This is a genomic window from Alteromonas sp. NFXS44, assembly GCF_040148705.1.
GTDB lineage: Bacteria > Pseudomonadota > Gammaproteobacteria > Enterobacterales > Alteromonadaceae > Alteromonas.
Window position 1 is genome coordinate 177354 of record NZ_JAGDEA010000005.1, and the last position, 23367, is coordinate 200720.

At 50.0% G+C, this 23367-nt stretch carries 19 protein-coding genes and 1 tRNA gene; 13 read left to right on the top strand and 7 right to left on the bottom strand.

Features of this window, described 5'->3' with window-relative positions; all coding sequences use genetic code 11:
• Positions 1-24: 24 nt before the first annotated feature.
• The 8 genes from J3369_RS06010 (at position 25) to tilS (ending at position 9524) form a co-directional block, all read left to right on the top strand.
• Complete coding sequence (locus tag J3369_RS06010; RefSeq protein WP_119500493.1) at positions 25-540, top strand: OmpH/Skp family outer membrane protein; 516 nt, start codon at positions 25-27, stop codon at positions 538-540.
• Between the two features lie 186 nt (positions 541-726).
• Entirely contained in the window at positions 727-1176 is a 450-nt protein-coding gene (fabZ, locus tag J3369_RS06015; RefSeq protein WP_349584949.1) for a 3-hydroxyacyl-ACP dehydratase FabZ, read from the top strand.
• Position 1177: 1 nt separating this feature from the next.
• Complete coding sequence (gene lpxA, locus J3369_RS06020) at positions 1178-1948, top strand: acyl-ACP--UDP-N-acetylglucosamine O-acyltransferase (protein ID WP_303574430.1); 771 nt, start codon at positions 1178-1180, stop codon at positions 1946-1948.
• Positions 1949-3103, top strand: coding sequence for a lipid-A-disaccharide synthase (gene lpxB, locus J3369_RS06025; protein WP_349584952.1), 1155 nt, complete (start codon positions 1949-1951; stop codon positions 3101-3103).
• Positions 3096-3671 carry a ribonuclease HII gene (rnhB, locus tag J3369_RS06030; protein ID WP_349584955.1) on the top strand — a complete coding sequence of 192 codons (576 nt, stop codon included), beginning with the start codon at positions 3096-3098 and terminating at the stop codon, positions 3669-3671. The genes lpxB and rnhB overlap by 8 nt, the downstream gene beginning before the upstream one ends.
• 11 nt (positions 3672-3682) lie before the next feature.
• A complete protein-coding gene (dnaE, locus tag J3369_RS06035; protein WP_349584958.1) occupies positions 3683-7165 on the top strand; it encodes a DNA polymerase III subunit alpha in 3483 nt (1160 codons plus the stop codon).
• A gap of 33 nt (positions 7166-7198) precedes the next feature.
• Positions 7199-8155: an acetyl-CoA carboxylase carboxyl transferase subunit alpha gene (gene accA, locus J3369_RS06040; RefSeq protein ID WP_303574426.1), complete on the top strand. Its 957-nt coding sequence runs from the start codon at positions 7199-7201 to the stop codon at positions 8153-8155.
• Positions 8156-8171: 16 nt separating this feature from the next.
• A complete protein-coding gene (gene tilS, locus J3369_RS06045; protein WP_349584962.1) occupies positions 8172-9524 on the top strand; it encodes a tRNA lysidine(34) synthetase TilS in 1353 nt (450 codons plus the stop codon).
• A 62-nt stretch (positions 9525-9586) separates the two neighbouring features.
• Here the strand turns inward: tilS and J3369_RS06050 are convergent, their stop codons facing one another.
• Positions 9587-10492 (bottom strand): GGDEF domain-containing protein, encoded by a 906-nt coding sequence (locus tag J3369_RS06050; protein ID WP_161599110.1) that lies wholly within the window; start codon positions 10490-10492, stop codon positions 9587-9589.
• Between the two features lie 174 nt (positions 10493-10666).
• Here J3369_RS06050 and J3369_RS06055 point away from each other — a divergent pair, with 174 nt between their 5' ends.
• Positions 10667-12604 (top strand): monovalent cation:proton antiporter family protein, encoded by a 1938-nt coding sequence (locus J3369_RS06055; protein WP_349586189.1) that lies wholly within the window; start codon positions 10667-10669, stop codon positions 12602-12604.
• 8 nt (positions 12605-12612) lie between these two features.
• Here J3369_RS06055 and J3369_RS06060 read toward each other — a convergent pair whose 3' ends face one another.
• A complete protein-coding gene (locus tag J3369_RS06060) occupies positions 12613-12846 on the bottom strand; it encodes a hypothetical protein (RefSeq protein ID WP_119500502.1) in 234 nt (77 codons plus the stop codon).
• A gap of 295 nt (positions 12847-13141) precedes the next feature.
• On the opposite strand from J3369_RS06060, the gene tadA reads away from it, so the two are divergent.
• Complete coding sequence (gene tadA / locus J3369_RS06065) at positions 13142-13678, top strand: tRNA adenosine(34) deaminase TadA (RefSeq protein ID WP_349584967.1); 537 nt, start codon at positions 13142-13144, stop codon at positions 13676-13678.
• 275 nt (positions 13679-13953) lie between these two features.
• Here the strand turns inward: tadA and J3369_RS06070 are convergent, their stop codons facing one another.
• Positions 13954-14907 (bottom strand): membrane-bound lytic murein transglycosylase MltF, encoded by a 954-nt coding sequence (locus J3369_RS06070; protein WP_349584970.1) that lies wholly within the window; start codon positions 14905-14907, stop codon positions 13954-13956.
• A gap of 214 nt (positions 14908-15121) precedes the next feature.
• Here J3369_RS06070 and purL point away from each other — a divergent pair, with 214 nt between their 5' ends.
• Together purL and J3369_RS06080 are read left to right on the top strand one after the other, a co-directional pair.
• Positions 15122-19018 (top strand): phosphoribosylformylglycinamidine synthase, encoded by a 3897-nt coding sequence (gene purL, locus J3369_RS06075; RefSeq protein WP_349584973.1) that lies wholly within the window; start codon positions 15122-15124, stop codon positions 19016-19018.
• Positions 19019-19327: 309 nt separating this feature from the next.
• Complete coding sequence (locus J3369_RS06080) at positions 19328-19669, top strand: hypothetical protein (protein WP_349584976.1); 342 nt, start codon at positions 19328-19330, stop codon at positions 19667-19669.
• A 513-nt stretch (positions 19670-20182) separates the two neighbouring features.
• On the opposite strand, the gene smrA is transcribed toward J3369_RS06080, so the two are convergent.
• The 3 genes from smrA to J3369_RS06095 form a co-directional block, all read right to left on the bottom strand.
• A complete protein-coding gene (gene smrA / locus J3369_RS06085; RefSeq protein ID WP_349584979.1) occupies positions 20183-20770 on the bottom strand; it encodes a DNA endonuclease SmrA in 588 nt (195 codons plus the stop codon).
• A gap of 39 nt (positions 20771-20809) precedes the next feature.
• Positions 20810-20884 (bottom strand) — tRNA-Arg (locus tag J3369_RS06090).
• Between the two features lie 85 nt (positions 20885-20969).
• Complete coding sequence (locus J3369_RS06095; protein ID WP_349584982.1) at positions 20970-22145, bottom strand: flagellar assembly protein T N-terminal domain-containing protein; 1176 nt, start codon at positions 22143-22145, stop codon at positions 20970-20972.
• Between the two features lie 235 nt (positions 22146-22380).
• Between J3369_RS06095 and J3369_RS06100 the strand changes: the two genes are divergently transcribed.
• Entirely contained in the window at positions 22381-22857 is a 477-nt protein-coding gene (locus tag J3369_RS06100) for an LPP20 family lipoprotein (protein ID WP_349584985.1), read from the top strand.
• Positions 22858-22935: 78 nt separating this feature from the next.
• On the opposite strand, the gene flgN is transcribed toward J3369_RS06100, so the two are convergent.
• Positions 22936-23367 carry a flagellar export chaperone FlgN gene (gene flgN / locus J3369_RS06105; RefSeq protein WP_349584988.1) on the bottom strand — a complete coding sequence of 144 codons (432 nt, stop codon included), beginning with the start codon at positions 23365-23367 and terminating at the stop codon, positions 22936-22938.

Below are 23367 nucleotides of genomic sequence, written 5' to 3' on the forward strand. Positions count from 1 at the left end.
TTAAATTTTAAAAAGGAGTTCCTTTTGAAACAGTTGGCAAGACAATTCGTAGCAACCCTGATGTTAGGTAGTGCGCTGGTAAGTGCCTCTGCAATGGCTGAACAAAAAATTGGCGTTGTAGATGTACAGGGCGTATTCCAGGCGATGCCACAGGCCGCTGAAATCTCTAATAACATTCAGGTCGAATTCAAAGCGCAAATCGACGAAGTTAACCAGCTTCAGAAAGATGGTCAGTTCTATGCTGAGCGTCTGCAGCGCGATGCCGCTACGATGAGTGAAGATGAGAAAAAAGAACTGCAACAGAAAATTCTGAGTGTTCGTGAGCAACTGGCAGAAAAAGGTCAGCCTCTGCAACAGAACATCCAGCGTCGCAGCAACGAAGAGCGCAACAAACTGTTGGGCTTGATTAAGCAGGCGATTGACTCAGTGGCTGCGAAAGAAAAATACGACCTGGTACTGAATGCCGGTGCTGTAGCATTCGCTGACGACCAGCATGATCTGTCTGAGCAAGTGCTGGAACAGGTTAAAAAAATTAAGTAATGTCCGGCCGGTTACCGGCTGAAGATTACCGGGCCTGAGCCCGCAAGCAGACTAACGTCGTGAGGCGTTGGTCTGATTTGTTTTTAGCGCATATGCGCGTATGGTTGCCGCCATTTAAAATTACAATACGGCAAACAGTCTGCTATAAGCCTATGACAGACTGGTTTTGGCATTAGGAGAGCTTTTTTGGCCAATTCACTCAACACTATTGATATTCAGGAAATCCTGGATTTATTGCCTCACCGGTATCCGTTCTTGCTTGTTGATCGCGTAACTGATTACGTGGAAGGCGAGTCTATCAAGGCATATAAAAACATCACCATGAATGAACCCTGCTTTACAGGGCACTTCCCCGGCCGTCCAATTTTCCCGGGCGTTCTTATCCTGGAAGCGATGGCACAGGCTGCCGGCGTACTTGGATTCAAGACCATGGGTAAGTCAGATAAGCTATACTTGTATGCCGGTATCGACAGCGCACGTTTCAAGCGACCTGTTACGCCTGGTGACAGACTGGAATTTGATGTTTGTCTGGTCAAAGAGCGCAGAGGGATCTGGAAGTTTAAGGGTACCGCCAGCGTTGATGGTGAGGAAGCTTGCAGTGCCGAATTCATGTGTGCAATGAGAGAGATGGTTTAACGTGATTCATTCTACTGCCGTGATATCTGAAAAGGCGACACTGGGAAATAATGTTTCCGTAGGTCCTTTCTGTTATATCGGTGACGATGTGGTTATCGGTGACGATTGTGTACTTGAGTCTCATGTGGTCATCAAAGGCCCGACGACTGTGGGGAAGCGTAACCGCTTCTTTCAGTTTTGTTCTGTAGGCGAAGAATGCCAGGACAAAAAGTACGCCGGAGAAGAAACCCGTCTGGAAATCGGTGATGACAATGTGTTCCGTGAAACCTGTACAGTGCATCGTGGCACTATTCAGGATGAAGGGCTGACAAAAATTGGCTCCCGCAACCTGTTTATGATCAATGCCCACGTGGCTCACGATGTGATTATCGGGGACGATTGTATTCTTGCGAACAATGTTTCACTGGCAGGGCATGTTGAACTGGGTAATTTTGTTATTTTTGGTGGTGGTGCCGCTATTCACCAGTTCGGCAAAGTCGGTAGTCATGCCTTCGTTGGTGCCGGCGCGATTGTCTTGCGTGATGTACCGCCGTTTGTCATGGTTAACGGCCAGAAGCACGTCGCTGCGGGCATTAACTCTGAAGGCTTACGCCGCCGTGGATTTACATCCGGTCAAATTATGGCAATAAAGCGGGCTTACCGTGCCATCTACCGCGACAACAATACCATCGCTGAAGCTGTGGCTAAGTTGTCTGATGTAGCTGAAAGCGATGAAAATATCCGCTCACTGGTGTCTTTCCTTGAAAATGCCGAGCGGGGTATCATCCGCTAAATGCCCGCATCAACATTGCGAATTGGCGTTGTGGCAGGTGAGCCGTCAGGAGACGTGCTTGCCGCCGGTATGATAGCCGAACTGAAAAAGCGTTACCCCGATGCCATTATCGAAGGCATCGGTGGTGATCACATGAAAGCCGCCGGCTTTCACTCACTCTTCGATATGGAAACACTTTCTGTCATGGGACTGGTGGAAGTGTTGTCTCATCTTCCTGCTATTCTCAAACTGAAAAAGCAACTGCTGGCGCATTTTGAAGCCAATCCGCCGGATGTATTCATTGGTGTGGATGCACCTGACTTTAATCTTCGTGTGGAAAAAGTCCTGAAAGCCAGGGGGATTAAAACTGTTCATTATGTCAGTCCTACCGTGTGGGCATGGCGTGAAAAGCGCATACATAAGATTAAAGCCGCCACAAATCACGTGCTGGGCTTGTTTCCTTTCGAACAGCAGGTTTACGATAAGTATCATGTTCCCTATACGTTTGTCGGTCATACACTTGCGGATGCCGTGCCATTAGAACCAGATCAGTCTGCCGCCCGTGAGACACTGGGCCTGAGCAGCTCCGGTCCTGTGCTGGCCGTATTGCCCGGCAGCCGTGGTGGTGAGTTAAAAGCACTGTTACCTGTTTTTACTGCCACCATGGAGAAAATGAAAACCCTGCTGCCAGGCATCCGCTTTGTAATTCCTGCTGCTAATCAGTATCGTTTTGATGGCATTCAGGCTTATCTGAAAGAGCATTGCAGTGCCTGGCTCAGTGACAGCGACTACAAGCTGGTGAAAGGGCAGGCCAGAGACGCCATGATTGCCGGCGATGTCATTTTGCTGGCATCAGGTACGGCAACCCTGGAAGCCATGCTTTGCAAGCGGCCCATGGTGACTTGCTATAAGTTGTCACCGCTGACCTATAAAATAATGCAGCGACTCTACAAAGCGCCGTTCTTCTCCCTGCCTAATTTACTGGCCAATGAAGCGTTAATACCTGAGTTGCTGCAGGACGACGTGAATCCTGACACGCTTTGCGATTACTTATTGCCCCTTTTCACGCAGGATACGACTGAACTGGTAAGCCGGTTTACCGGTTTGCACCAGTCCCTTAAACTGGATGCTGATAAAATGGCAGCAGATGCGATTGCAGAGGTTATCAATGGCTGAATATATTGCCGGTGTTGATGAAGTGGGACGCGGACCGCTGGTGGGTGATGTAGTGACCGCTGCGGTTATTCTTGACCCTGCAAAACCCATTGCCGGACTCAACGATTCAAAGAAATTATCCGAAAAAAAACGTATCGCTTTATCAGAAGAGATTAAGCAAAAAGCCCTCTGCTGGGCAATCGGGCGGGCAACGCCGCAGGAAATCGATACGCTGAACATTCTGCACGCAACCATGCTGGCCATGAAGCGTGCCGTTGAGGGATTGTCTGTACAGCCGGATTTCGTGCGGGTCGATGGTAACCGTCTGCCGGACTGGCAATATTCAGCAGAAGCGATCGTGAAAGGAGATGGACTGCATGCAGAAATCTCTGCAGCCTCGATTCTTGCTAAAGTTGAACGTGACAATGATATGATTGCATTGCATGCCCTTCATCCGCAGTACAACTTCGCAGGCCACAAAGGTTACCCGACGAAAGCCCATTTTGAAGCATTAGAAGCATATGGTGTCCTGCCGTGTTATCGTATGAGCTTTAAGCCCGTACAGGCGCGTCTGGCAGCACAAAAATAAGAGAAACTCACATGTCTTCGCCGTTTATTCATCTTCGCGTTCACAGCGACTTTTCAATGATGGATGGGTTAAACAAGGTTAAACCCATCCTCGCGCAGGTTGAAGCCTTTAACATGCCTGCGGTGGCTATTACAGACCAGATGAACATGTGTGGTCTGGTTAAATTCTATTCTGAAGCCCATAACCGTGGTATCAAACCCATTATCGGCACCGACTTCTGGGTGCAGAACGATGTTCTGAGTGAGGAACCTTTCCGCCTCACTTTGCTTGCCATGAACAACGAGGGCTATAAAAATATTACCCTGTTGATTTCAAAAGGCTATCTGCGCGGTGCGGTGCACCATAAAACGGTGATAGACCAGGCCTGGCTGGCAGAGCATGCTGAAGGCGTGATTGTACTTTCCGGAGCATTGCACGGCGACGTCGGTATTGCTCTGACCAAGAACAACCAGAAAATGCTGGCTGATTCCCTTGAGTTTTATCAGCAGCATTTTGCCGACCGTTTCTATCTTGAGCTTATCCGCACCGGACGTCCCGGTGAAGAAGACTATCTTCATCAGGCTGTGGCTGTGGCAGAGGAATACGGTTTGCCGGTAGTGGCTACGAATGAAGTGTGTTTCATTGAGCAGGCCGGATTCGAGGCCCACGAAATCCGTGTAGCCATTCACGACGGTTACACACTGGAAGATCCCCGTCGCCCTAAACGCTACAGCGAACAGCAATTTCTGCGTAGCAGCGATGAAATGGTTGAGCTGTTCATTGATATTCCGGAAGCTATCGAAAATACAGTAGAAATTGCTACACGTTGTAATGTCACTGTAAGGCTTGGTGAGTACTTCCTGCCCCAGTTTCCTACCGGTGGTATGACAACGGAAGATTTTCTGGTTAAAAAATCGGAAGAGGGACTGGAAGAGCGTCTTGAATTCCTGTTCCCTGATGAAACCGTCAGAGCAGAAAAGCGTCCTGAATACGACGACCGTCTGAAAATAGAACTCGACGTAATTAACCAGATGGGGTTTCCGGGTTACTTCCTTATCGTTATGGAGTTTATCCAGTGGAGTAAGGACAACGGGATTCCGGTGGGACCGGGCCGTGGTTCCGGTGCAGGCTCATTAGTGGCTTATGCGCTGAAAATTACCGATCTGGATCCGCTGGAATTTGACCTGCTTTTCGAACGATTCCTGAACCCCGAACGTGTATCTATGCCTGATTTCGACGTCGACTTCTGTATGGACCGGCGGGATGAGGTTATTGACCACGTGGCCGAGCTTTACGGCCGTCAGGCGGTATCACAAATTATCACCTTCGGTACGATGGCTGCTAAGGCTGTTGTGCGTGATGTGGGACGTGTACTTGGTCATCCCTACGGTTTCGTAGACCGGATTTCCAAGCTTATCCCGTCCGATCCCGGTATGACTCTTGGCAAAGCCTTTGAGGTCGAGCCCCGTTTACCGGAACTTTATAACGACGATGAGGAAGTCAAAGACCTTATCGACATGGCCCGCATTCTGGAAGGTGTTACCCGTAATGCCGGTAAACACGCCGGTGGTGTGGTTATTGCGCCTACTACTATCACCGACTTTGCTCCGCTTTACTGTGATGACGAAGGGAAAAACCCGGTCACCCAGTTCGATAAAAATGACGTCGAAACCGCCGGTCTGGTTAAGTTTGACTTCTTAGGGTTAAGAACCCTGACCATTATCCAGTGGGCACTGGACATGATCAAAGAAGGTCAGGGAGTGGATGTCGATATCAGTGCCATCCCGCTGGAAGATAAAAAGAGTTTCCGTTCACTGCAGGCGGCAGAAACCACGGCAGTATTCCAGCTTGAATCCCGCGGGATGAAAGAGCTGATCAAGCGCCTGAAACCGGACTGTTTCGAAGATATTATCGCACTGGTGGCCCTGTTCCGTCCGGGCCCGCTGCAATCAGGCATGGTAGACAACTTTATTGACCGTAAGCACGGTCGTGAAGACATCTCTTATCCGGATGCTGATTATCAGCATGAGTGTCTGAAAGAAATTCTTGAGCCCACCTACGGTATCATCCTGTATCAGGAACAGGTTATGCAGATTGCCCAGGAAATGTCCGGGTACAGTCTGGGTGGCGCTGACTTGCTCCGCCGTGCAATGGGTAAGAAAAAGCCCGAAGAAATGGCCAAGCAGCGCTCAACCTTCGAGGATGGCGCAAGAGACAACAACATCGGCGGCGAGCTGGCGATGAAAATTTTCGATCTGGTAGAAAAATTTGCCGGATACGGATTTAACAAATCGCACTCTGCGGCCTATGCACTGGTGTCATACCAGACGCTGTGGCTGAAAGTACATTATCCTGCTGAATTTATGGCGGCGGTAATGTCGGCGGATATGGACAACACCGATAAGATAGTAACGCTGGTAGATGAAGTCGACCGTATGGGGATGACTATTTTGCCGCCGGATTTGAATGTCGGACGGTATAAATTTACGGTTGATGAGCATGGCCGTATTGTTTACGGTATCGGTGCTATAAAAGGGGTAGGTGAAGGCCCCATTGAAGCCATTATTGAAGCCCGGGAACAACAAGGTAATTTTACTGATTTGTTTGATTTCTGTGCTAAAGTTGACCTCAAACGGGTGAACAAGCGGGTATTGGAAAAGCTGGTTCTCGCCGGCGCCATGGACAATCTTGGTCCGCAGGACGGCAGGGGTCCGCACCGTGCATCGATTATGGCCTCTTTACCTGAAGCTATTGCTGCTGCAGATCAACATGCTAAAGCGGAATCCTACGGGCAGTCTGACATGTTCGGTTTGCTGACGACAGAGCCGGATGACGTGAAGCAAGCCTTTGCGGATGTGCCATACTGGCCGGAAAAAGTCTGGCTTGATGGTGAAAAAGACACCCTGGGCTTGTATCTGACTGGGCATCCGATTAATCAGTATGCTGATGAAATTAAGCATTACTCTGATGGTCGCCTGGTTGATTTAAAACCAACCGGAAAAGATCAGATGTCCACGGCCGTTGGTCTGGTGCTGGGCGTCAGGGTAATGACAAACAAAAAGGGGCGTCGCTGGGCCATTGTGACTCTCGACGACAAGAGCGCGCGCATGGATGTACGTTTTTTCCCCGATATGTACGAAAAATATGAGAGTATTCTCGAAACTGACCGTATCCTGTTAATAAAAGGACAGGTCAGCTTTGATGATTTCTCCGGTGGCAATACAATCTCTGCCCGTGATGCAATGGATATTGTTCAGGCCAGAGAACAGAACGCAAAAGCACTGATGTTGGAACTCGACACCGTGCAAATTGATGAAAACAGAATTTCGTCGCTACAGGCAATTCTTCAAACGTACCGGGGCGGCAGTTGTCCGGTACAAATGCGTGTAGTGCACCCGGATGCGGAAGCAGTGCTGGCCTGTGGCGCACAATGGTATGTGACGCCGGAAGATCAGCTATTGCACGAATTAAAACAGTGTCTGGGTGAGCAGTCAGTCGCCATGTGTTATCACTGACAGGCGTGAAAGGTAGTATAGATAGGACACAGAATGAGTATACAGTTTTTGGAATTTGAACAGCCGATCGCTGAACTAGAAGCAAAAATCGAAGAGCTTCGGCTGGTTAATCAGGGCGGTGAATTTGACGTTGGTATTGAAGAAGAAATCACAAAACTTCGTACTAAAAGTTCGGATTTAACCCGCAAGATTTTCTCAGATCTGGGCGCCTGGCAGATTTCCCAGCTTGCCCGTCACCCCATGCGTCCCTACACGCTGGATTATGTTGGCCGCATCTTCACTGAGTTTGATGAACTGGCCGGTGATCGTGCATATGCCGACGACAAAGCGATTGTTGGTGGTCTGGCAAAAATCGATGATCAGCCAATCATGCTGATTGGTCATCAGAAGGGGCGTGATACACACGAAAAAATTAAGCGTAACTTTGGTATGCCAAAACCTGAAGGTTACCGTAAAGCCCTGCGTCTGATGAAAATGGCTGAGCGTTTCAATTTGCCAATCGTCACCCTTATTGACACACCGGGAGCATATCCGGGCGTTGGCGCAGAAGAACGTGGACAGAGTGAAGCCATTGCCCGCAACCTGTTTGAAATGGCTCAGCTTCGTGTGCCGATCATCTGTACCGTTATCGGTGAAGGTGGTTCCGGTGGTGCACTGGCCATTGGTGTTGGCGATCGCGTTAACATGCTGCAATATTCTACCTATTCCGTTATTTCTCCGGAAGGTTGTGCATCTATTCTGTGGAAGAGCGCAGATAAAGCGCCCCTGGCTGCAGAAGCGATGGGAGTAAGTGCACCGCAAATCAAAGATTTGGGTTTAATCAACAGTATTGTTGAAGAGCCTTTAGGTGGCGCACACCGTGACCATGACGGTATGGCTGCAAACCTGAAAGCGACCATCAAACAGCAATTGAACCAGTTGAAAACACTGGATGTTGAAAACCTGATGGAAGAGCGTTACCAGAGACTGATGTCTTTCGGTTACTGCTGATCCGGAGCGGGTAACGGTGCCTGGTGAAATGGATGTCAGTACGCTGTGTTCTGACATCATCCGCACAACGGCCAGGTTGCTCGATACTGTTACCCCGTCACCCCACTGCCTTGTGGTAGGTTTCAGTGGCGGGGTAGACTCCGGTTTATTACTCCACGCACTCTCTTACTATTCTTCTTTACCCGTTCACGGGGTCTATATCCATCACGGCCTGAGTCCCAACGCAGACACGTGGCAAAACCACTGCGAAACCTTTTGTCACCAGCGCAATGTTATCTTTTCTGCGTTATCCGTTAACGTGACAGTTCAGTCCCGCACCAGCCTTGAGGCGAGTGCCAGAGACGCCCGTTATGATGCATTATTAAGCTATTGCCGGCAGCACAACGGTGCGCTGGTTTTAGGGCAGCATCAGGACGATCAGCTCGAAACCTTACTACTGGCGATAAAGCGGGGAAGCGGGCCGGCAGGTCTGGCTGGCATGCCAGAGCTTCATTACCGGCAAGTTAGTGAGAGTGAGTCACCCGTTGCTATTCTCCGGCCTCTGCTTAATTTTCGCCGTGAAGATATTGAGGCTGCGGCGGATTCACTGGGGATGCCGCGGGTTGAAGATGAGTCCAATCAGGACGACCGTTTTGACCGTAATTTCCTTCGCAATCGTGTACTGCCGGATATGCACAGGCGCTGGCCCGGTTTTGCAAAAGCCGCTTTACGCTCCTGTGAACTGTTACAGGAACAAAATGCATTGCTGGCAGAAGTGACCGCTGAACGGCTTAAAGACGCTGAGACCGGTAACGGAGGACTCAGCGTTCCTGCTTTGCTGCTGCAAAGCACAGGCTGGCAGAGGGCGATGATCCGTCACTGGCTGACCGGCAGGGGGGTGACCTTGCCTTCTAAAGCTCAGATGGACGAGATCCTCGCTATGTTACATGCCAGAGACGATGCCACACCGTGCGTTAAAGCCGGCGCTGGCGTGATCCGCCGCTACAACAGCGAACTGCTGGTTACTGCGGATAGCAGGAGCTGCACAGAAGTTATGATGCAGGAAAGTGTGGATCCGCAACCGGTAGATATAGAGCAGTGGCAGCAAGTCCCCGGGTTGCCGGTAACATTTAAAATCTCCGGCCCGGGTGACTGGCAGCGGGTGCCGGCGGTGAGTCTGGATAAAATTTATGTGAGCCGGAATCCCACAGGGAAAACAGCGCGGAAATGGTTTAAGCAGTGGAAGGTACCGCCCTGGGAAAGAGAACGCATTCCTGTTTTACTATGCAATGGTGAAGCGGCAGCTTTGTTGTTGACAGACAGAGTGGTCTGGCTGTCGGCCGGCAATCAGGATCTCAACAGGATAATGTACAAAAGCAGCGGTGAATAAGTTGGCAGTCTTCTGGTAAAGAGGCAAGGTTTTGCCTCTTTATTTAAAAGCCTGCGGGGAGATTATGCCGCAAGATAAGCATTCTTTCCGGCGGCTTTGACCTGGTATAACGCGTGATCAGCACGCTCAAATAACGACTGCATGTTGTCTCCCTGACGGTAGACCGCACCGCCGATACTGCAGGAAACCCCGTGACCTTTGAGTAACGGGTTCTTTTCGATTCGTTTGTTGAGACGGTCAGCAATGACTTTCAGCGACTCTTTTTGTTTGCAGTCCAGCAGACAACAAAACTCATCACCCCCGATGCGGAATGCTTCATCTTCATTACGCAGCACTGACGAAATCTCTGCAGCCACAGCTTGCAATACCTTGTCACCTTCCTGATGCCCATAGGTGTCATTCACTGTCTTAAAGTTGTCTAAGTCTATGACCAGTAATCCGAATTTTTCATCATGGCGATCTGCTCTGCTGGTCAGACGGCCACAGGACTCATCAAATGCGTTGCGGTTACCTAACGTGGTCAGTGCATCTTTTGTCGCCATTTTTTTCAGTCGTTCGAACTCCAGAGCATTGGCGAACTGATGGCTGAAAAGAACGTGTAACTCAGCTACACACTGACGTTCTTCCCTTGATGGCATGCTGGCAAACACATAGCGGATGTATTCCGGCGCGGATGTGCTGTGACGGTTATTCATAGGCAGCATCAGAGTGTTTGTGTCATTGTCTTCCGGCTTAATGCGGCCATAACTCAGGTGACGTGACGCATCGCTCAGGTTGAGGTGAACAAGTGCAACATGTTGTCTGAGCTGATGAAAGTATAAAGAACCCAGTGCAGAAATATCGATGGTTGACAGGATCTGCCCCAGGAAGCTGTTTTTCTGATCGGCAGTTAACCGCGGGCCGGATGAGGCCATAGGATAAAAGCTGTCAGGGTATACGTGTTCATAAACAGAAGTTGAGAATTCCAAAACAGTACTCCTCGGGAACATGGGTTATACTTAGCATTAATTGTTTACTTTTACGTCAGAAAATCGTCATCTAAGCGTGTCTGACTGAAGTCTTGCAAGTGGTGTGCCTGCTTGTAGTGCCGGATTGAAGGAGTTGCCGTGGTAACAAGTGGATTTGGACAAATCGTAGTGTTAATGGCGCTGTCAGTGGTCAGTGTCGCGGTATTCCGCAAGCTCCATTTGCCACCTATTCTGGCCTACCTTTTTGCCGGTCTGCTTACCGGCCCTGAATTGCTGGCGTTGTTTCCTCATCCGGAAGACATGCACCTGCTGGCAGAAATCGGGATTGTATTTCTGTTATTTTCTCTGGGGCTCGAGTTTTCGCTGCCCAAGCTCATGTCCATGCGCTCACTGGTTTTCGGTGTCGGATTAGGGCAAATGGTCGTTACTACGGGTGTGTTCTCAGCAATCGCACACTTTCTCGGATTTGCCTGGGGGCCGGCAGTTATCATCGGCGGCATGCTGGCACTGAGCTCCACTGCTATCGTCATTAAGCAGCTTACTGAAGCCGGAGCACTTAATCATCGTCGTACAGAAATGGCCATCAGTATTCTGCTGTTTCAGGATCTGGCAGTGGTCCCTTTCCTCATTGCCATTCCATTAATGTCATCAGAACAGAACATCAGTCTCGCCACTGCGTTAATTCAGGCACTCATAAAAGGTGTACTGGTCGTTATCCTGCTGCTTTCTGCCGGCAAGTGGGTATTACCCTGGATATTCCGGGAGGTGGCGAAAACCAGAACTGATGAGTTGTTCGTGCTCACCACGATTCTTGTGGCTATTCTCGCCGGCGGGCTGACCTATATTTTCGGTTTGTCCATGGCGCTGGGAGCTTTTCTTGCCGGGATGATGCTGGGAGAAAGCCAGTATAAGTACCAGCTGGAAGCGGACATCCGGCCATTCAGAGATATTCTGATGGGCCTGTTTTTCGTCACTGTCGGCATGCAACTGAATCTGCACGTACTTTACCAGGATGGTCTGTGGATATTCAGTGGGGTGGCGGTATTAATGGTACTTAAGGTGCTGGTATTGCGCCTGGTTGCAAGGTTACTGAATTCTGATGCGGTGGATGCCTGGGCTACCGGCATCAAATTGTGTCAGATTGGTGAGTTCAGTTTTGTCATTGCTGCACTGGCTACCGCAGAAGGAGTCATCGACAGCAGAACATCTTCTATTATCATCAGTATGGGGGTGATCAGCATGGCACTGACACCGCTGCTGGTAAACCGCAGTGTGGCCTGGGCGCAGAAACTCGAACCTGCGTCAGCGGTCAACGTGGAGCCCGACAGTGCCATTCCTGAAGCTTCAGCTTTGCAGAACCATATTGTCATCGCCGGATTTGGCAGGGTGGGGCAGTCTGTTGCCCGTTTGCTGAAACTGGAGAACATTGCCTTTATCACCATTGATGCAGACCCGGTAAGGGTGCACGAAAGCCGCAATGCCGGCGAACCAATTTTATTTGGTGATGCCAGTCAGAAGGACATTCTTGAAAATGCCGGTGTAGGCAGAGCCAGTTTACTGCTGGTCACTTTTGATCAGCCTGAGAAAGCCAAGCAGGTCATTAACGCCGCAAGGCAAATCTCGCCGGACATTAACTTAATGGTCCGCACAAAACGGGACTATCAGCTGGATGCTTTGTATAAAGCCGGTGCCAGTCAGGTCGTACCGGAAATACAGGAAGGCAGCCTGATGCTGATATCCCAGGTGCTGCATTGTGCCGGCGTACCAATGTCGCGGATCCTGCGAAGGGTGAGGGAGGAACGCCAGGGGCGGTACGATCACCTGCACGGCTTTTATCCCGGGGAAACCACGGAAATCAGCTACGGCACTGAAGATAAACTGGAATTTGTTCATGCTGTTGTACTGAATAACGATGCAGCCTGTTTAGGCCAGTCGTTGTCAGACATCGATTTTCAAAGAATGCGGGTAAGACTGCAGGGGCTGAGAAGGAATGGCAGCGAAATTGCGCAGCCGGATGGAAATGAAATGTTGCAAGCCGGTGATGTGCTAATCATCGCCGGCAAGCCCAGAAGGGTAGAGCGGGCAGAACGTCGTTTTATGGACGGTGCCTGACAAAGCCGTTATGCAACTTTACCGCTCTCAAGATCTTTAAATTGCTTTTTCAGATCGTAATTTTCTTCGGTGACGATTTTTTCCAGTACTTCAACGCGCTCCCGTAGTGCCGCGATTTCGGCTTCCATGGCTTTATCACTACGGATATCTTTTTTCGATTTACTCTTGTCTTTCGCTGCAGTGACGATAGAGACCAGTGCCCAGGCACAGATTGCAACAATGACAACGGCGGTTGTATTCATTTTGTTCCCTCAACAAAGTAAAATTTTAGTGTAACGGCTTACGGGCATTTTGTCGTTAATTCAGCCTTTTTTATAACCTTTTTGTACAATTTAAATCGTAACATTGTGTTTTTCATCAGTCTGAATTTTTGCATACAGACCCGCTTTAACCGTGCTTTTGCTGTATGATAATTAAGAGTACGCAAGATCGTGACCAATTTGGTAAATCATTATATTTCAATTGGTTATGATTTTTACTATACCGTGTACTGTATTCCTTTAGTTGAAATAACCAAAAGTTTGGTCAAAATAACCAATGAGTAATGAAGAATTATTCAGTGATGAACACTGGATGCAGCAGGCGTTACTTCGTGCTGATAAAGCTGAAGCGATTAACGAAGTACCGGTGGGCGCGATAGTCGTTGCAGACGGAAAGATCATCGGAGAAGGCTGGAATTCTCCGGTTAGAGACCATGATCCCGCCGCTCATGCAGAAATGCTGGCTGTACGTGCAGCCGCCAGCCACATAGAAAATTACCGGGTTACCGGTGCAACCCTTTACGTCACTCTTGAGCCCTGTGCTATGTGTGCCGGAATGCTGGTGCACGCACGGATCGCCAGAGTGGTATTCGGTGCCAGTGATTTAAAAACCGGTGCTGCGGGATCAGTGATGCAATTGTTGCAGCATCCTGAACTTAATCACCAGTGTGATATCACCGGAGGCGTGCTGGCTGATGTTTGCGGAGAAAAGTTGTCTGCATTTTTCCGGCGTCGCCGGGCTGAAATCAAAGCTGCTAAGTTATTGGCCAGAGCGACTCAGGTAGAAGAGTGCGGGGGAAATGGGGAGGAGTAGTCCGGAACTGCTACTGGCAGGCTGATTCCGGACTTTTCGCGAACATTTCATGAGTCATAAAATGACGGCGGCGTTGAAGGACCCGTTGATGGGCACGTTTAATCATTAATTTTCTGCGGTTATTACTTTTCAAGATTTTCTTTGCCTTTATTGCTTTTTGTCTTCTCATAAACCCTCCTCATCCTTAAATGTGTAAGGAGAACGTATTCAGGGTGGCATTGTTCTTATGCCTCATGCCGTTCTACCGGTATAACATGAAGGCTTTATGACAATTTTCAATCTTTTTCAGACAGTGTTTCCAACGTTGTTGCGTACTGCTGAATATTTTCTGTAAATCTCACTGTGTCTGCTCCGTCTGCGTAGCCATAATCAAGGTGACGGTAAACGTCCTTAACGGCCAGTAATGGATAGCGCTGTTTCACATCCAGCCAGCGGTCATTGTTGCCGCCCTGGCGGGATGTCAGTTCCCGGCAATCCTCAAGATGTGTCAGCCCCGTGCGCCACGCTGCAAGGGTCATCATCATCCTCTCCTCAGCGGGGATCCGTGATGGGATTTTCCCATGCAGTGTTAGTAGTTGCTCTACTGCACCGGCGGTTTCACCGGCATCTTCCCACTGATTTAATTGCCAGGCGAAAGCTGCCAGCAAAGTCCACTTTGCATCGCTGTCGTAAGCACCGAATTGCTCTTTGAGCGCCGTTATTTTTCCGGCAGCCGCAAGAATGAATGCCGGAATATCTGCCTCTGGCAGCGGAGCCGCCGGCGTCAGCCATTCATTCTGCATTTTAGCAACCACACGTTGTAGCCTGAGCGTTGCAAAGTAATCAAAGACTGCACTGCGAAGAGAGTCATCAAGGCGGGCAGAGAATGCCCAGGCGGTGCCGGCATACGCCGGTCCGGTAACGCTATCTGCTGACAATGCCTGCGCTCCGGCATCACTGCTCACAATCAAATCGATATCTGAGCCGGCCAGAGCAGCGTTCAGACAGTGGTCGTCGTAATAGGGGATAAGTGCCAGTTCAACGCCAAGGTAATCAGCGAATCCGGCGATCAGTGTGTAATCAAACCCGCGGGGACCCTGCGGGCCATATTCATAACGTGAAGGTGCATACTCAATGCCTGCTGTCAGTTTACCGGCTTCCTTAACAGAACGAAGGTGATTGGGTAATTCAGGTTCGCTGCAGGCGGCAACGGTCAGAACTAACAGCAAACCGGTAACGGAACGTAACATTACTGTCAGGGGGGCAGACAGGAGAAAAGACATCTTACTCGACACGGTCAGTGGTATTACCTTTGGTTGAAAATCGAAAAAAAACTAAACTTGTTTTGAATGTAGGTTATCAAGTGGGCGTAATTCCTCTATAATCCGCGCCGAAATCCCCGTGCATCCAAGAGATAGCGTTTGAGCTGTCAGACGCTGTTTCCAAACAATCAGGTAAAACGATATGTTGGTCCTAAGAGGCGCTCCCGCACTGTCTGAATTCAGACAAACTAAACTTATTGAAAGGCTGGGTCAATCCGGTATTACTGTGAATGGCATTTACGCTGAGTTTGTTCACCTTGTGGACACAACCGGCACGTTAACCGGCGATGCCCGTCAGGTTCTCGACAAATTGCTGACTTACGGTCCGAAAACTCAGGCGAAAGCGCCTCAGGGAGAGTGCTTTTTTGTCACTCCCCGTCCCGGCACCATTTCTCCGTGGTCATCTAAAGCCACTAACATTGCACAAAACTGCGGCCTGACGGCTATCGAACGCATTGAGCGTGGTTGTGCGTATTATGTTGACGTAAATGGTGAGCTGACAGATGCCGATAAAGCGCTGGTGGCATCAGAACTGCATGATCGCATGACTGAATCAGTGTTTGCTGCGCCGGAAAGCGCATCAGTATTGTTTGAACATGCCGAAGGCCAGAGCTTTACCTCGGTGGACGTGCTGGGAAGCGGCAAACAGGCACTGGTTGATGCGAATATCAGTCTGGGGCTGGCTCTTGCTGACGATGAAATTGATTACCTGTTTGACAGCTTCACCCGTTTAGGTCGTAACCCCAACGATGTTGAGCTGTACATGTTCGCGCAGGCCAACTCTGAGCACTGCCGGCATAAGATTTTCAACGCCAGCTGGACTATTGATGGCGTAGAGCAGGACAAGTCCCTGTTTAAAATGATCAAAAACACCTTCGAAACCCACCCTGAATTTGTTCACTCTGCTTACAAAGATAACGCAGCCGTGATGGAAGGCTGGCAGGCGGGGCGTTTCTTCCCTGACCCGCAATCTCATCAGTATGAATATCACCATGAAGATATCGACATTCTGATGAAGGTGGAAACCCACAACCACCCGACGGCCATTTCGCCGTTCCCGGGGGCCGCTACCGGTTCCGGTGGTGAAATCCGTGACGAAGGTGCAACAGGCCGTGGCTCTAAGCCGAAAGCGGGTTTAGTTGGCTTTACCGTGTCTAACCTGCGCATTCCGGGTGCTGAGCAGCCATGGGAAATCAGCTATGGCAAACCACAGCGTATTGTCAGCGCGCTGGATATTATGATTGAAGGCCCGCTGGGTGGCGCGGCGTTTAACAACGAATTCGGTCGTCCTAACCTGTTAGGTTATTTCCGTACTTATGAGCAGGAAGTGTCCAGCTTCAACGGTGTGGAAGTACGTGGTTACCATAAACCGATCATGCTGGCCGGTGGTCTGGGTAACATCCGTAAATCCCATATCGAAAAAGGCGAAATCACCGTTGGCGCGAAACTTATCGTGCTGGGTGGTCCGGCAATGAATATCGGTCTCGGTGGCGGCGCGGCGTCTTCTATGGCGTCCGGTCAGTCTAACGAAGATCTGGATTTTGCTTCTGTACAGCGTGACAACCCTGAAATGGAGCGTCGCTGTCAGGAAGTTATTGATGCCTGCTGGCAGTTAGGTGACAACAACCCGATCCAGTTTATCCACGATGTGGGTGCGGGCGGTCTGTCTAACGCACTGCCTGAACTGGTCAACGATGGTGGTCGTGGCGGTAAATTCGAACTGCGTGACGTGCTCGCCGACGAAGCGGGCATGACGCCACTGGAACTCTGGTGTAACGAATCGCAGGAACGTTATGTACTGTCTGTTGCCCCTGAGAACCTGGAAAAATTTGCGGCGATTTGTGCCCGTGAGCGTGCCCCGTTTGCGGTAGTGGGTGAAGCCACTGAAGAACAGCACTTGTCATTGCACGATGCTGACTTCGATAACCAGCCTATCGATATGCCACTGGATGTACTGTTAGGCAAGCCGCCTAAAATGCACCGTGATGTGAAATCAGAAAGCGTCGCGCCGGAAGCGCTGAAGCGTGAAGACATCACGCTGGCTGATGCGGCTCAGCGTATGCTGCGACTGCCTACTGTCGCTGAAAAAACCTTCCTTATTACCATTGGTGACCGCTCGGTAACCGGTCTGGTCTCACGTGACCAGATGGTGGGGCCGTGGCAGGTACCGGTGGCTGACGTTGCAGTTACAGCCAGTGCGTTTGACACCTATCACGGTGAAGCCATGTCTATGGGTGAACGTACGCCTGTAGCACTGCTGTCTCACGGTGCATCTGCACGTCTGGCAGTAGGTGAAGCACTGACCAACATTGCTGCGTCAAACATTGGTGATATCAAGCGCATTAAGCTGTCTGCAAACTGGATGGCTGCTGCCGGTCACCCGGGCGAAGATGCGGGTCTTTACGAAGCCGTAAAAGCGGTAGGTGAGGAACTGTGTCCGGCGCTGGGTCTGACGATTCCGGTAGGTAAAGACTCCATGTCGATGAAAACAGCCTGGCAGGACGACGATGGCGCTGACAAGGCAGTAACGTCTCCATTGTCACTGGTGATAACCGCATTTGGTGCAGTAAAAGACATTCGTAAAACGCTGACGCCACAACTGCGTACAGATAAAGGCGCAACCCGCCTGATGCTGATTGACTTAGGTGCGGGTCAGAACCGTCTGGGTGCAAGCTGTCTTGCACAGGTGTATCAGCAACTGGCTGACAAACCGGCTGATGTGGATAACGCAGAAACACTGCTGGGCTTCTACAACGCTGTACAGGCGATGGTAGAAAAAGAACTGGTTATCGCGTACCACGACCGTTCTGACGGCGGTCTGTTTACATCCATAGCGGAAATGGCTTTTGCCGGTAAGACCGGTGTGACTGTTTCTCTTGATGGTCTGGCTGACGATGATTTAGCGGTACTGTTTAACGAAGAGTTAGGTGCGGTTATTCAGGTAGCAGAAAGCGACGTGGATGCGGTGACAGCGATTGCTGAAGCTCACGGTCTGGGCGCGCTGTTACACGATATTGGTACCCTGAATGCGACAGATATGGTTGAGTTCAACCGTGGTGACGTAGCAGTGCTTACCGATACCCGCGTAAACCTGCGTACCATGTGGGCAGAAACCACGCATAATATGCAAAGCCTGCGTGATAACCCGAAATGTGCTGATGAAGAGCACGCTGCCAAGCAAGATGCAGCAGATCCGGGTCTGAGCGCGAAGCTGAGCTACGATGTAAGCGAAGACGTTGCAGCGCCTTACATTGCTAAGGGTGTGAAGCCTGAAGTGGCAATTCTGCGTGAGCAGGGCGTTAACTCTCACCTGGAAATGGCAGCGGCATTTACCCGCGCTGGCTTTACTGCTATAGACGTACACATGAGTGACGTACTGAACGGTCGTGTGTCTCTGGACAACTTTAAAGGTCTGGCAGCTTGTGGTGGTTTCTCTTACGGTGACGTACTGGGTGCCGGTGAAGGTTGGGCGAAGTCGATTCTGTTCAATGCACAGGCCCGTGACCAGTTTGCTGCTTTCTTTAACCGCAAAGATACGTTCAGCCTCGGTGTATGTAACGGTTGTCAGATGCTGTCTAACCTGAAATCTTTGATCCCCGGCACAGAAAACTGGCCACACTTTGTGACTAACGTGTCTGAGCGCTTTGAAGCCCGTGTTGCCATGGTAGAAGTGATGGAGTCAAACTCTGTGCTGCTGCAGGGTATGAAAGGCTCGATGATGCCGATCGCGGTATCTCACGGTGAAGGTCAGGCAGAGTTTGCCTCTGCGGATGCACTGAGTGCGGTTCAGAGTGCTAATCAGGTAGCCCTGCGTTACGTGAACAACTACGGTCAGGTAGCAGATACTTATCCTGCGAACCCGAACGGCTCTCCGGCGGGTATCACGGGTCTGACATCTGCTGATGGTCGGGCAACGATTATGATGCCTCACCCGGAACGTGTATTCCGTACTGTAGCGAACTCCTGGCGCCCGGACGACTGGCAAGAAGACGGCGCGTGGATGCGCATCTTCCGAAACGCCCGCGTCTTCGTGGGCTAGGTTGAGGTTGTAATACCGCTTCTCGCACGAAGAGGGGCTGCGTTTTAAAAACACGCCGAAAAACCATCCATGGTGGCTCGGTTGCGGCGTCCCTGCCGCAAACGGTTTTTAAAACGCAGCCCCTCTTTTTTTGTGCGAGCGCTGGTTAGTCAACCTGTTCAGCACTTGAGTCGCTTCCGCATTACGCGGTGCGACCGGAGGTCAGAAACACGCATAAACCCATCCATGGGGCTCGGCTGCGGCATCCCTGCCGCAGACGGTTTCTGAGCCCCGGCCGCAAACGGTTTTTAAAACGCAGTCCCTCTTTTTTTGTGCGAGCGCTGGTTAGTCAACCTGTTCATCACTTTAGTCGCTTCCGCATTGCGCGGCACGACCGGGGTTCAGAAACAGGCATACACCCATCCATGGGACTTGGCTGCGGCATCCCTGCCGCAGACGGTTTCTGAAGCCTGGCCGCACTCGCTGGTTACGGAAGCTGGCATCTTCAGCCTTTTCAGTTTTCAAACCCGGCCGCACTCGCTGTTTGCGGAAGCCGCATCTCCATACCCATTCCTGCTCAGTTACAAAGATTTACGAAAATTGATTAATTTTTACATTTTCCGGAACAATTTTAACCGGACGTGGTCTGCATATACTGAGCGCCAAAAATAAGTTGTTTCAGTGTCAAATTTTTGAACCGATCTCTTGTGATCTGTAAATCACTGTTTTACATTAGGTGTGTCAGGAAGACTTATAAAAGGTAGCAACGGAAGCGGGTTGTTTGGTTAGGATCGTTAGGGATCCGCAGTTAACGTTAGATAATAAGAGACGAATATGTATCGTTCTGGTAAGGGGTTCGGTTTAACCGGTGTCGCTGTCGCAGTCTTGTTTATGATTCTGACCGCTGTATTCAGTTCTTCCGCAAGTTCCGCAGAATTAAAAGTGAGCGAAAAGCGCTCGCAATCAATCTGATTGCTGTTTAGTCGCAGGGTCAGTTAACAGTGCACTCTTCGCATTGCGGAGTGGGTTAGTACTGTCTTCAAAAACTTCTGGTTTAGTCAATTTCGTAAACACTAGAATGATTACCGGTGTAGACGCAATACCTGAAACACATCTCAAAACCGCCACACATAGCATTTCAACGGCCGGTCTTTTAACATAGATCACTATCGCAATTTTTCCACATTATCTTTTTCTATTTTTTTCGCGGTTTATTAACTTTTGTTGCGGATGTTTTTTCAGCAATACATAGGTTGCGCCGAAACCGCCATGACCGGGTTGTGCGGTATGCCACGCGATAACGAAATCCAGCTCGGCGAGCCAGTGGTTTACGTAGCTTTTTTTCATTGCCGGAAGCGGTTTACTGTTTTCGCCTTTGCCATGCTGAACAAGCAGAGCGCGTGTGCCCCGTTCATGGGCGTTTTTGAGTTGCTTGTAAAGTAAGTCTCTGGATTCAGCGAGGGTCAGGTTTTTAAGGGATATACGCTGTTCAAGTTCATACTTACCCAGCCGTAAGTTCTTAAACACGCCGTCCTGAATGCCGGGTTGTTGAAAAGCAATGAAATCGTCAGGTTTGACGGGCTTCACGTTTTCCATGCTGAGGGGATTGAATATGTCCGGATTATCTTTGGCCAGTGCGGCTCTTTTAGCCTTTTTCGCAAGGCTGTCCTGTGCGTCGTGATTGAATACTTTGTCGTATGTAGTTATCCGTTGTACATCGCCCATCTCTTCCATGAAAGAACGTAAATCATCATCGTCGAACTGGTGGTGCATGGCTGACCTCGAACACAAAGAATATGTCGCTTAACGCTATGGCGTCCCTAGCTGGAATCGAACCAACATCTAAGCCTTAGGAGGGCCTTGTTTTATCCATTAAACTATAGGGACATCCGGTCCGGAACTGCCGGAGAACCGCTATTATAGCTATCCTGAATGGAAGTTGAACCCGCAATTCTCTGATTTATCGTGTTTTCTATCGTCTGGCTACAAAATCATTGGGCTGGATATTGGCAAGAATTCCCCCGTCAACCGCTTCAACTGTAGCGCTGTCAACGGATGCGCTGGTTACCCGCACTTTCACGGGATAAAGGTTATATTGCAAAAATGTCATGCCCTGCGGATCGCGCACCTGGCTGGTTTTATAGACGGTGAGTTCGTCACCGGGTTGAATACCATGACTCCGGCCAATGGATACCTGCAAGACATCGCCTCTGACTGCCAGTACCCGGCCGGTAGCAGGCTGACAGGTGAGCATATCATCAATGTCCTCCACCACGCCGGTAAACAACCGGTTGACGGCTTTGCCGTATTCACTCTGCCAGAACCGGTAGCTGCTGACATCAATTTGTGAGAACTGATCGAATTCCCACACGGCTTCGGTAGCATAATTTTTCTGCATGAGTACGGCACCGTTCATACCGTCTACCAGAGATATATCGAGGGAAAACTGACGCAATGCATCATCACTCTTCCAGAATGCCAGTGAAGAGTGAGCGGGACGCAGCATACTCAAATCTGTAATGGTTGCTGCCAGAATGTATTGTGAGCGGCTCTGACGGGCCAGGTCAGGTGCCTGAGCCAGCACGTTAGCGCGGCTCCATCTGACAGTATAGGGCACTATCTGAGCCATTGAAGTTAATTCAGAGCGGGCTTTAAATAATTGCTGGAGGTGTCTGGGCGCCTGTTCGGACAAATCGTGGATTTGTCCGTCCTGTGCCTGCGCCCGGTGTTCGATAGGAAACCAGGTGGTGACGAGGGTTTTTTGAAAGTCAGCAGCACTGCAAGTAGCGGTTTGCGGGAAAATGTCTGCCCGTATGGTCACTATCACATAATCGCTGTGCCATTTCTCATCAATAAGCTCAAGGTTGTTCACTTCTCCGCTGGCACTGATTTGAAGCCTGTCTTCCTGCAACAGCCCGTTGGTCAGCATCTGAACACTTTGCACAGAAGCGCCGGCAAAAATCATTGCCTGTCTGATCGCCTCTTCGGTGGCCTTTGCTTTGGCGGCAATTTTATCTCCGCCCTGGATGAGTGCCTGTCCTCTTGCTTCATACCAGGCGGCAGAACTTTGCCACGACAGTAATAAAAATAGCCCTGTAAGAAACAGTTTAATCCCCGCTGGCCGGAGCAAATTGTCAATTCGAGTCATCTTTATCACCGCAATCATAATTAAAAATGAAGCGGAACCGCTGGCAAAGCAGCGTTTCCGGCCTTATGTGCAAAGACAAGAGCAAAAAGCGTTCCTGAAATTGCGTCTGAAAAATGGCGCAGAACATCAGGGCACGGTTATTGCTGGAAACGGGTAACAGAAACAATCTGCTGTGGATGCAGAACAATGGTGTTCAGCGACATTCAGCAAACTGATTAAGAACTACAGGTGGGTTATGCAATCTATTATCCTGCAATCAGCAAGAGCTACAGGCGTCAGTCTGGTATTACTGCTGGGTGGTTGCTCAGGGCTTATTGATAAGCATGTTGAGTGGGAAGTGGTGGAGCCGGAAAGTTACCCCGTGCTGACAGCGATAGGATATGCACCGGTTGCGCAGCAGATGGGTCAGACGGAAAATGACCGTTCCCTGATGGCAATGAAAGCATCAAAGCTGGATGCCTACCGCGAACTGGCTGAGCAGGTATACGGTCAGCGACTGAATGGTTCCCAGTCGGTGGCAAACATGGTGATGCAGGATTCGCAATTAAAAGCATCCGTTGAAGGCGTGATCCGCGGTGCGAGGGTGATAAAAAGTTATCCGGTGGGCCAGGATACTTACGCCACTGAGTTAGAGCTGGACATGCGTAAGGTTTACGATATTTACCTGACAACTGCTAAGCCTAAAAAGATTAGAGACGTTACTTATTACTGAGCCGGTTTACTGACTCCGGTCTTCTGCAAAAAGCAAAAAAGCCCGTTTTCACGAGCTTTTTGGTACTTGTCACTATTATCAGGCACTCACGCCTCTGCCTAATCCGGAGCCTTTCGGCTTTCCGCTTTTATCGTAGGTCAGAGATTCTTTGGCGCGGACTTCCAACATTAAATTGCGCAGGTGGGTCAACCTGAGCTGACCCTGTTCAACGGCTTTTTGATTAACTGATGTACGGTACTGACACTCTTCGAGAAGCTTTTTGGTCTGGGCAATCAAGGCGGTAACATCGTCTGGCACTGTTTTTTCCGCTGTAAGTGCAGTGTACTGCTTACTGATAGCAATATCACTTTGCTGAATGGTATCGAGGGTTTGCTCTTTATCCTTGAGCAGATTCATCAATGCCTCAGCATCCCGGGAGCTGATCAGGTGCAATTCCTGTTCAAGCAAAGTTGCCAGATGCGTTAAGTTTGCGATCTGTTGCTCCAGTGCCTGTACCAGTGACTGCGACAT

Bases quoted from the DNA above. Each gene is read 5' to 3' on its own strand.
- purL (WP_349584973.1), top strand. From the start codon at position 15,122: ATGTTGGTCCTAAGAGGCGCTCCCGCACTGTCTGAATTCAGACAAACT.
- rnhB (WP_349584955.1), top strand. From the start codon at position 3,096: ATGGCTGAATATATTGCCGGTGTTGATGAAGTGGGACGCGGACCGCTG.
- J3369_RS06070 (WP_349584970.1), bottom strand. From the start codon at position 14,907: ATGTTACGTTCCGTTACCGGTTTGCTGTTAGTTCTGACCGTTGCCGCC.
- J3369_RS06100 (WP_349584985.1), top strand. From the start codon at position 22,381: ATGCAATCTATTATCCTGCAATCAGCAAGAGCTACAGGCGTCAGTCTG.
- flgN (WP_349584988.1), bottom strand. From the start codon at position 23,367: ATGTCGCAGTCACTGGTACAGGCACTGGAGCAACAGATCGCAAACTTA.
- J3369_RS06095 (WP_349584982.1), bottom strand. From the start codon at position 22,145: ATGACTCGAATTGACAATTTGCTCCGGCCAGCGGGGATTAAACTGTTT.
- smrA (WP_349584979.1), bottom strand. From the start codon at position 20,770: ATGCACCACCAGTTCGACGATGATGATTTACGTTCTTTCATGGAAGAG.
- accA (WP_303574426.1), top strand. From the start codon at position 7,199: ATGAGTATACAGTTTTTGGAATTTGAACAGCCGATCGCTGAACTAGAA.
- dnaE (WP_349584958.1), top strand. From the start codon at position 3,683: ATGTCTTCGCCGTTTATTCATCTTCGCGTTCACAGCGACTTTTCAATG.
- lpxB (WP_349584952.1), top strand. From the start codon at position 1,949: ATGCCCGCATCAACATTGCGAATTGGCGTTGTGGCAGGTGAGCCGTCA.
- tadA (WP_349584967.1), top strand. From the start codon at position 13,142: ATGAGTAATGAAGAATTATTCAGTGATGAACACTGGATGCAGCAGGCG.
- J3369_RS06060 (WP_119500502.1), bottom strand. From the start codon at position 12,846: ATGAATACAACCGCCGTTGTCATTGTTGCAATCTGTGCCTGGGCACTG.
- J3369_RS06055 (WP_349586189.1), top strand. From the start codon at position 10,667: ATGGCGCTGTCAGTGGTCAGTGTCGCGGTATTCCGCAAGCTCCATTTG.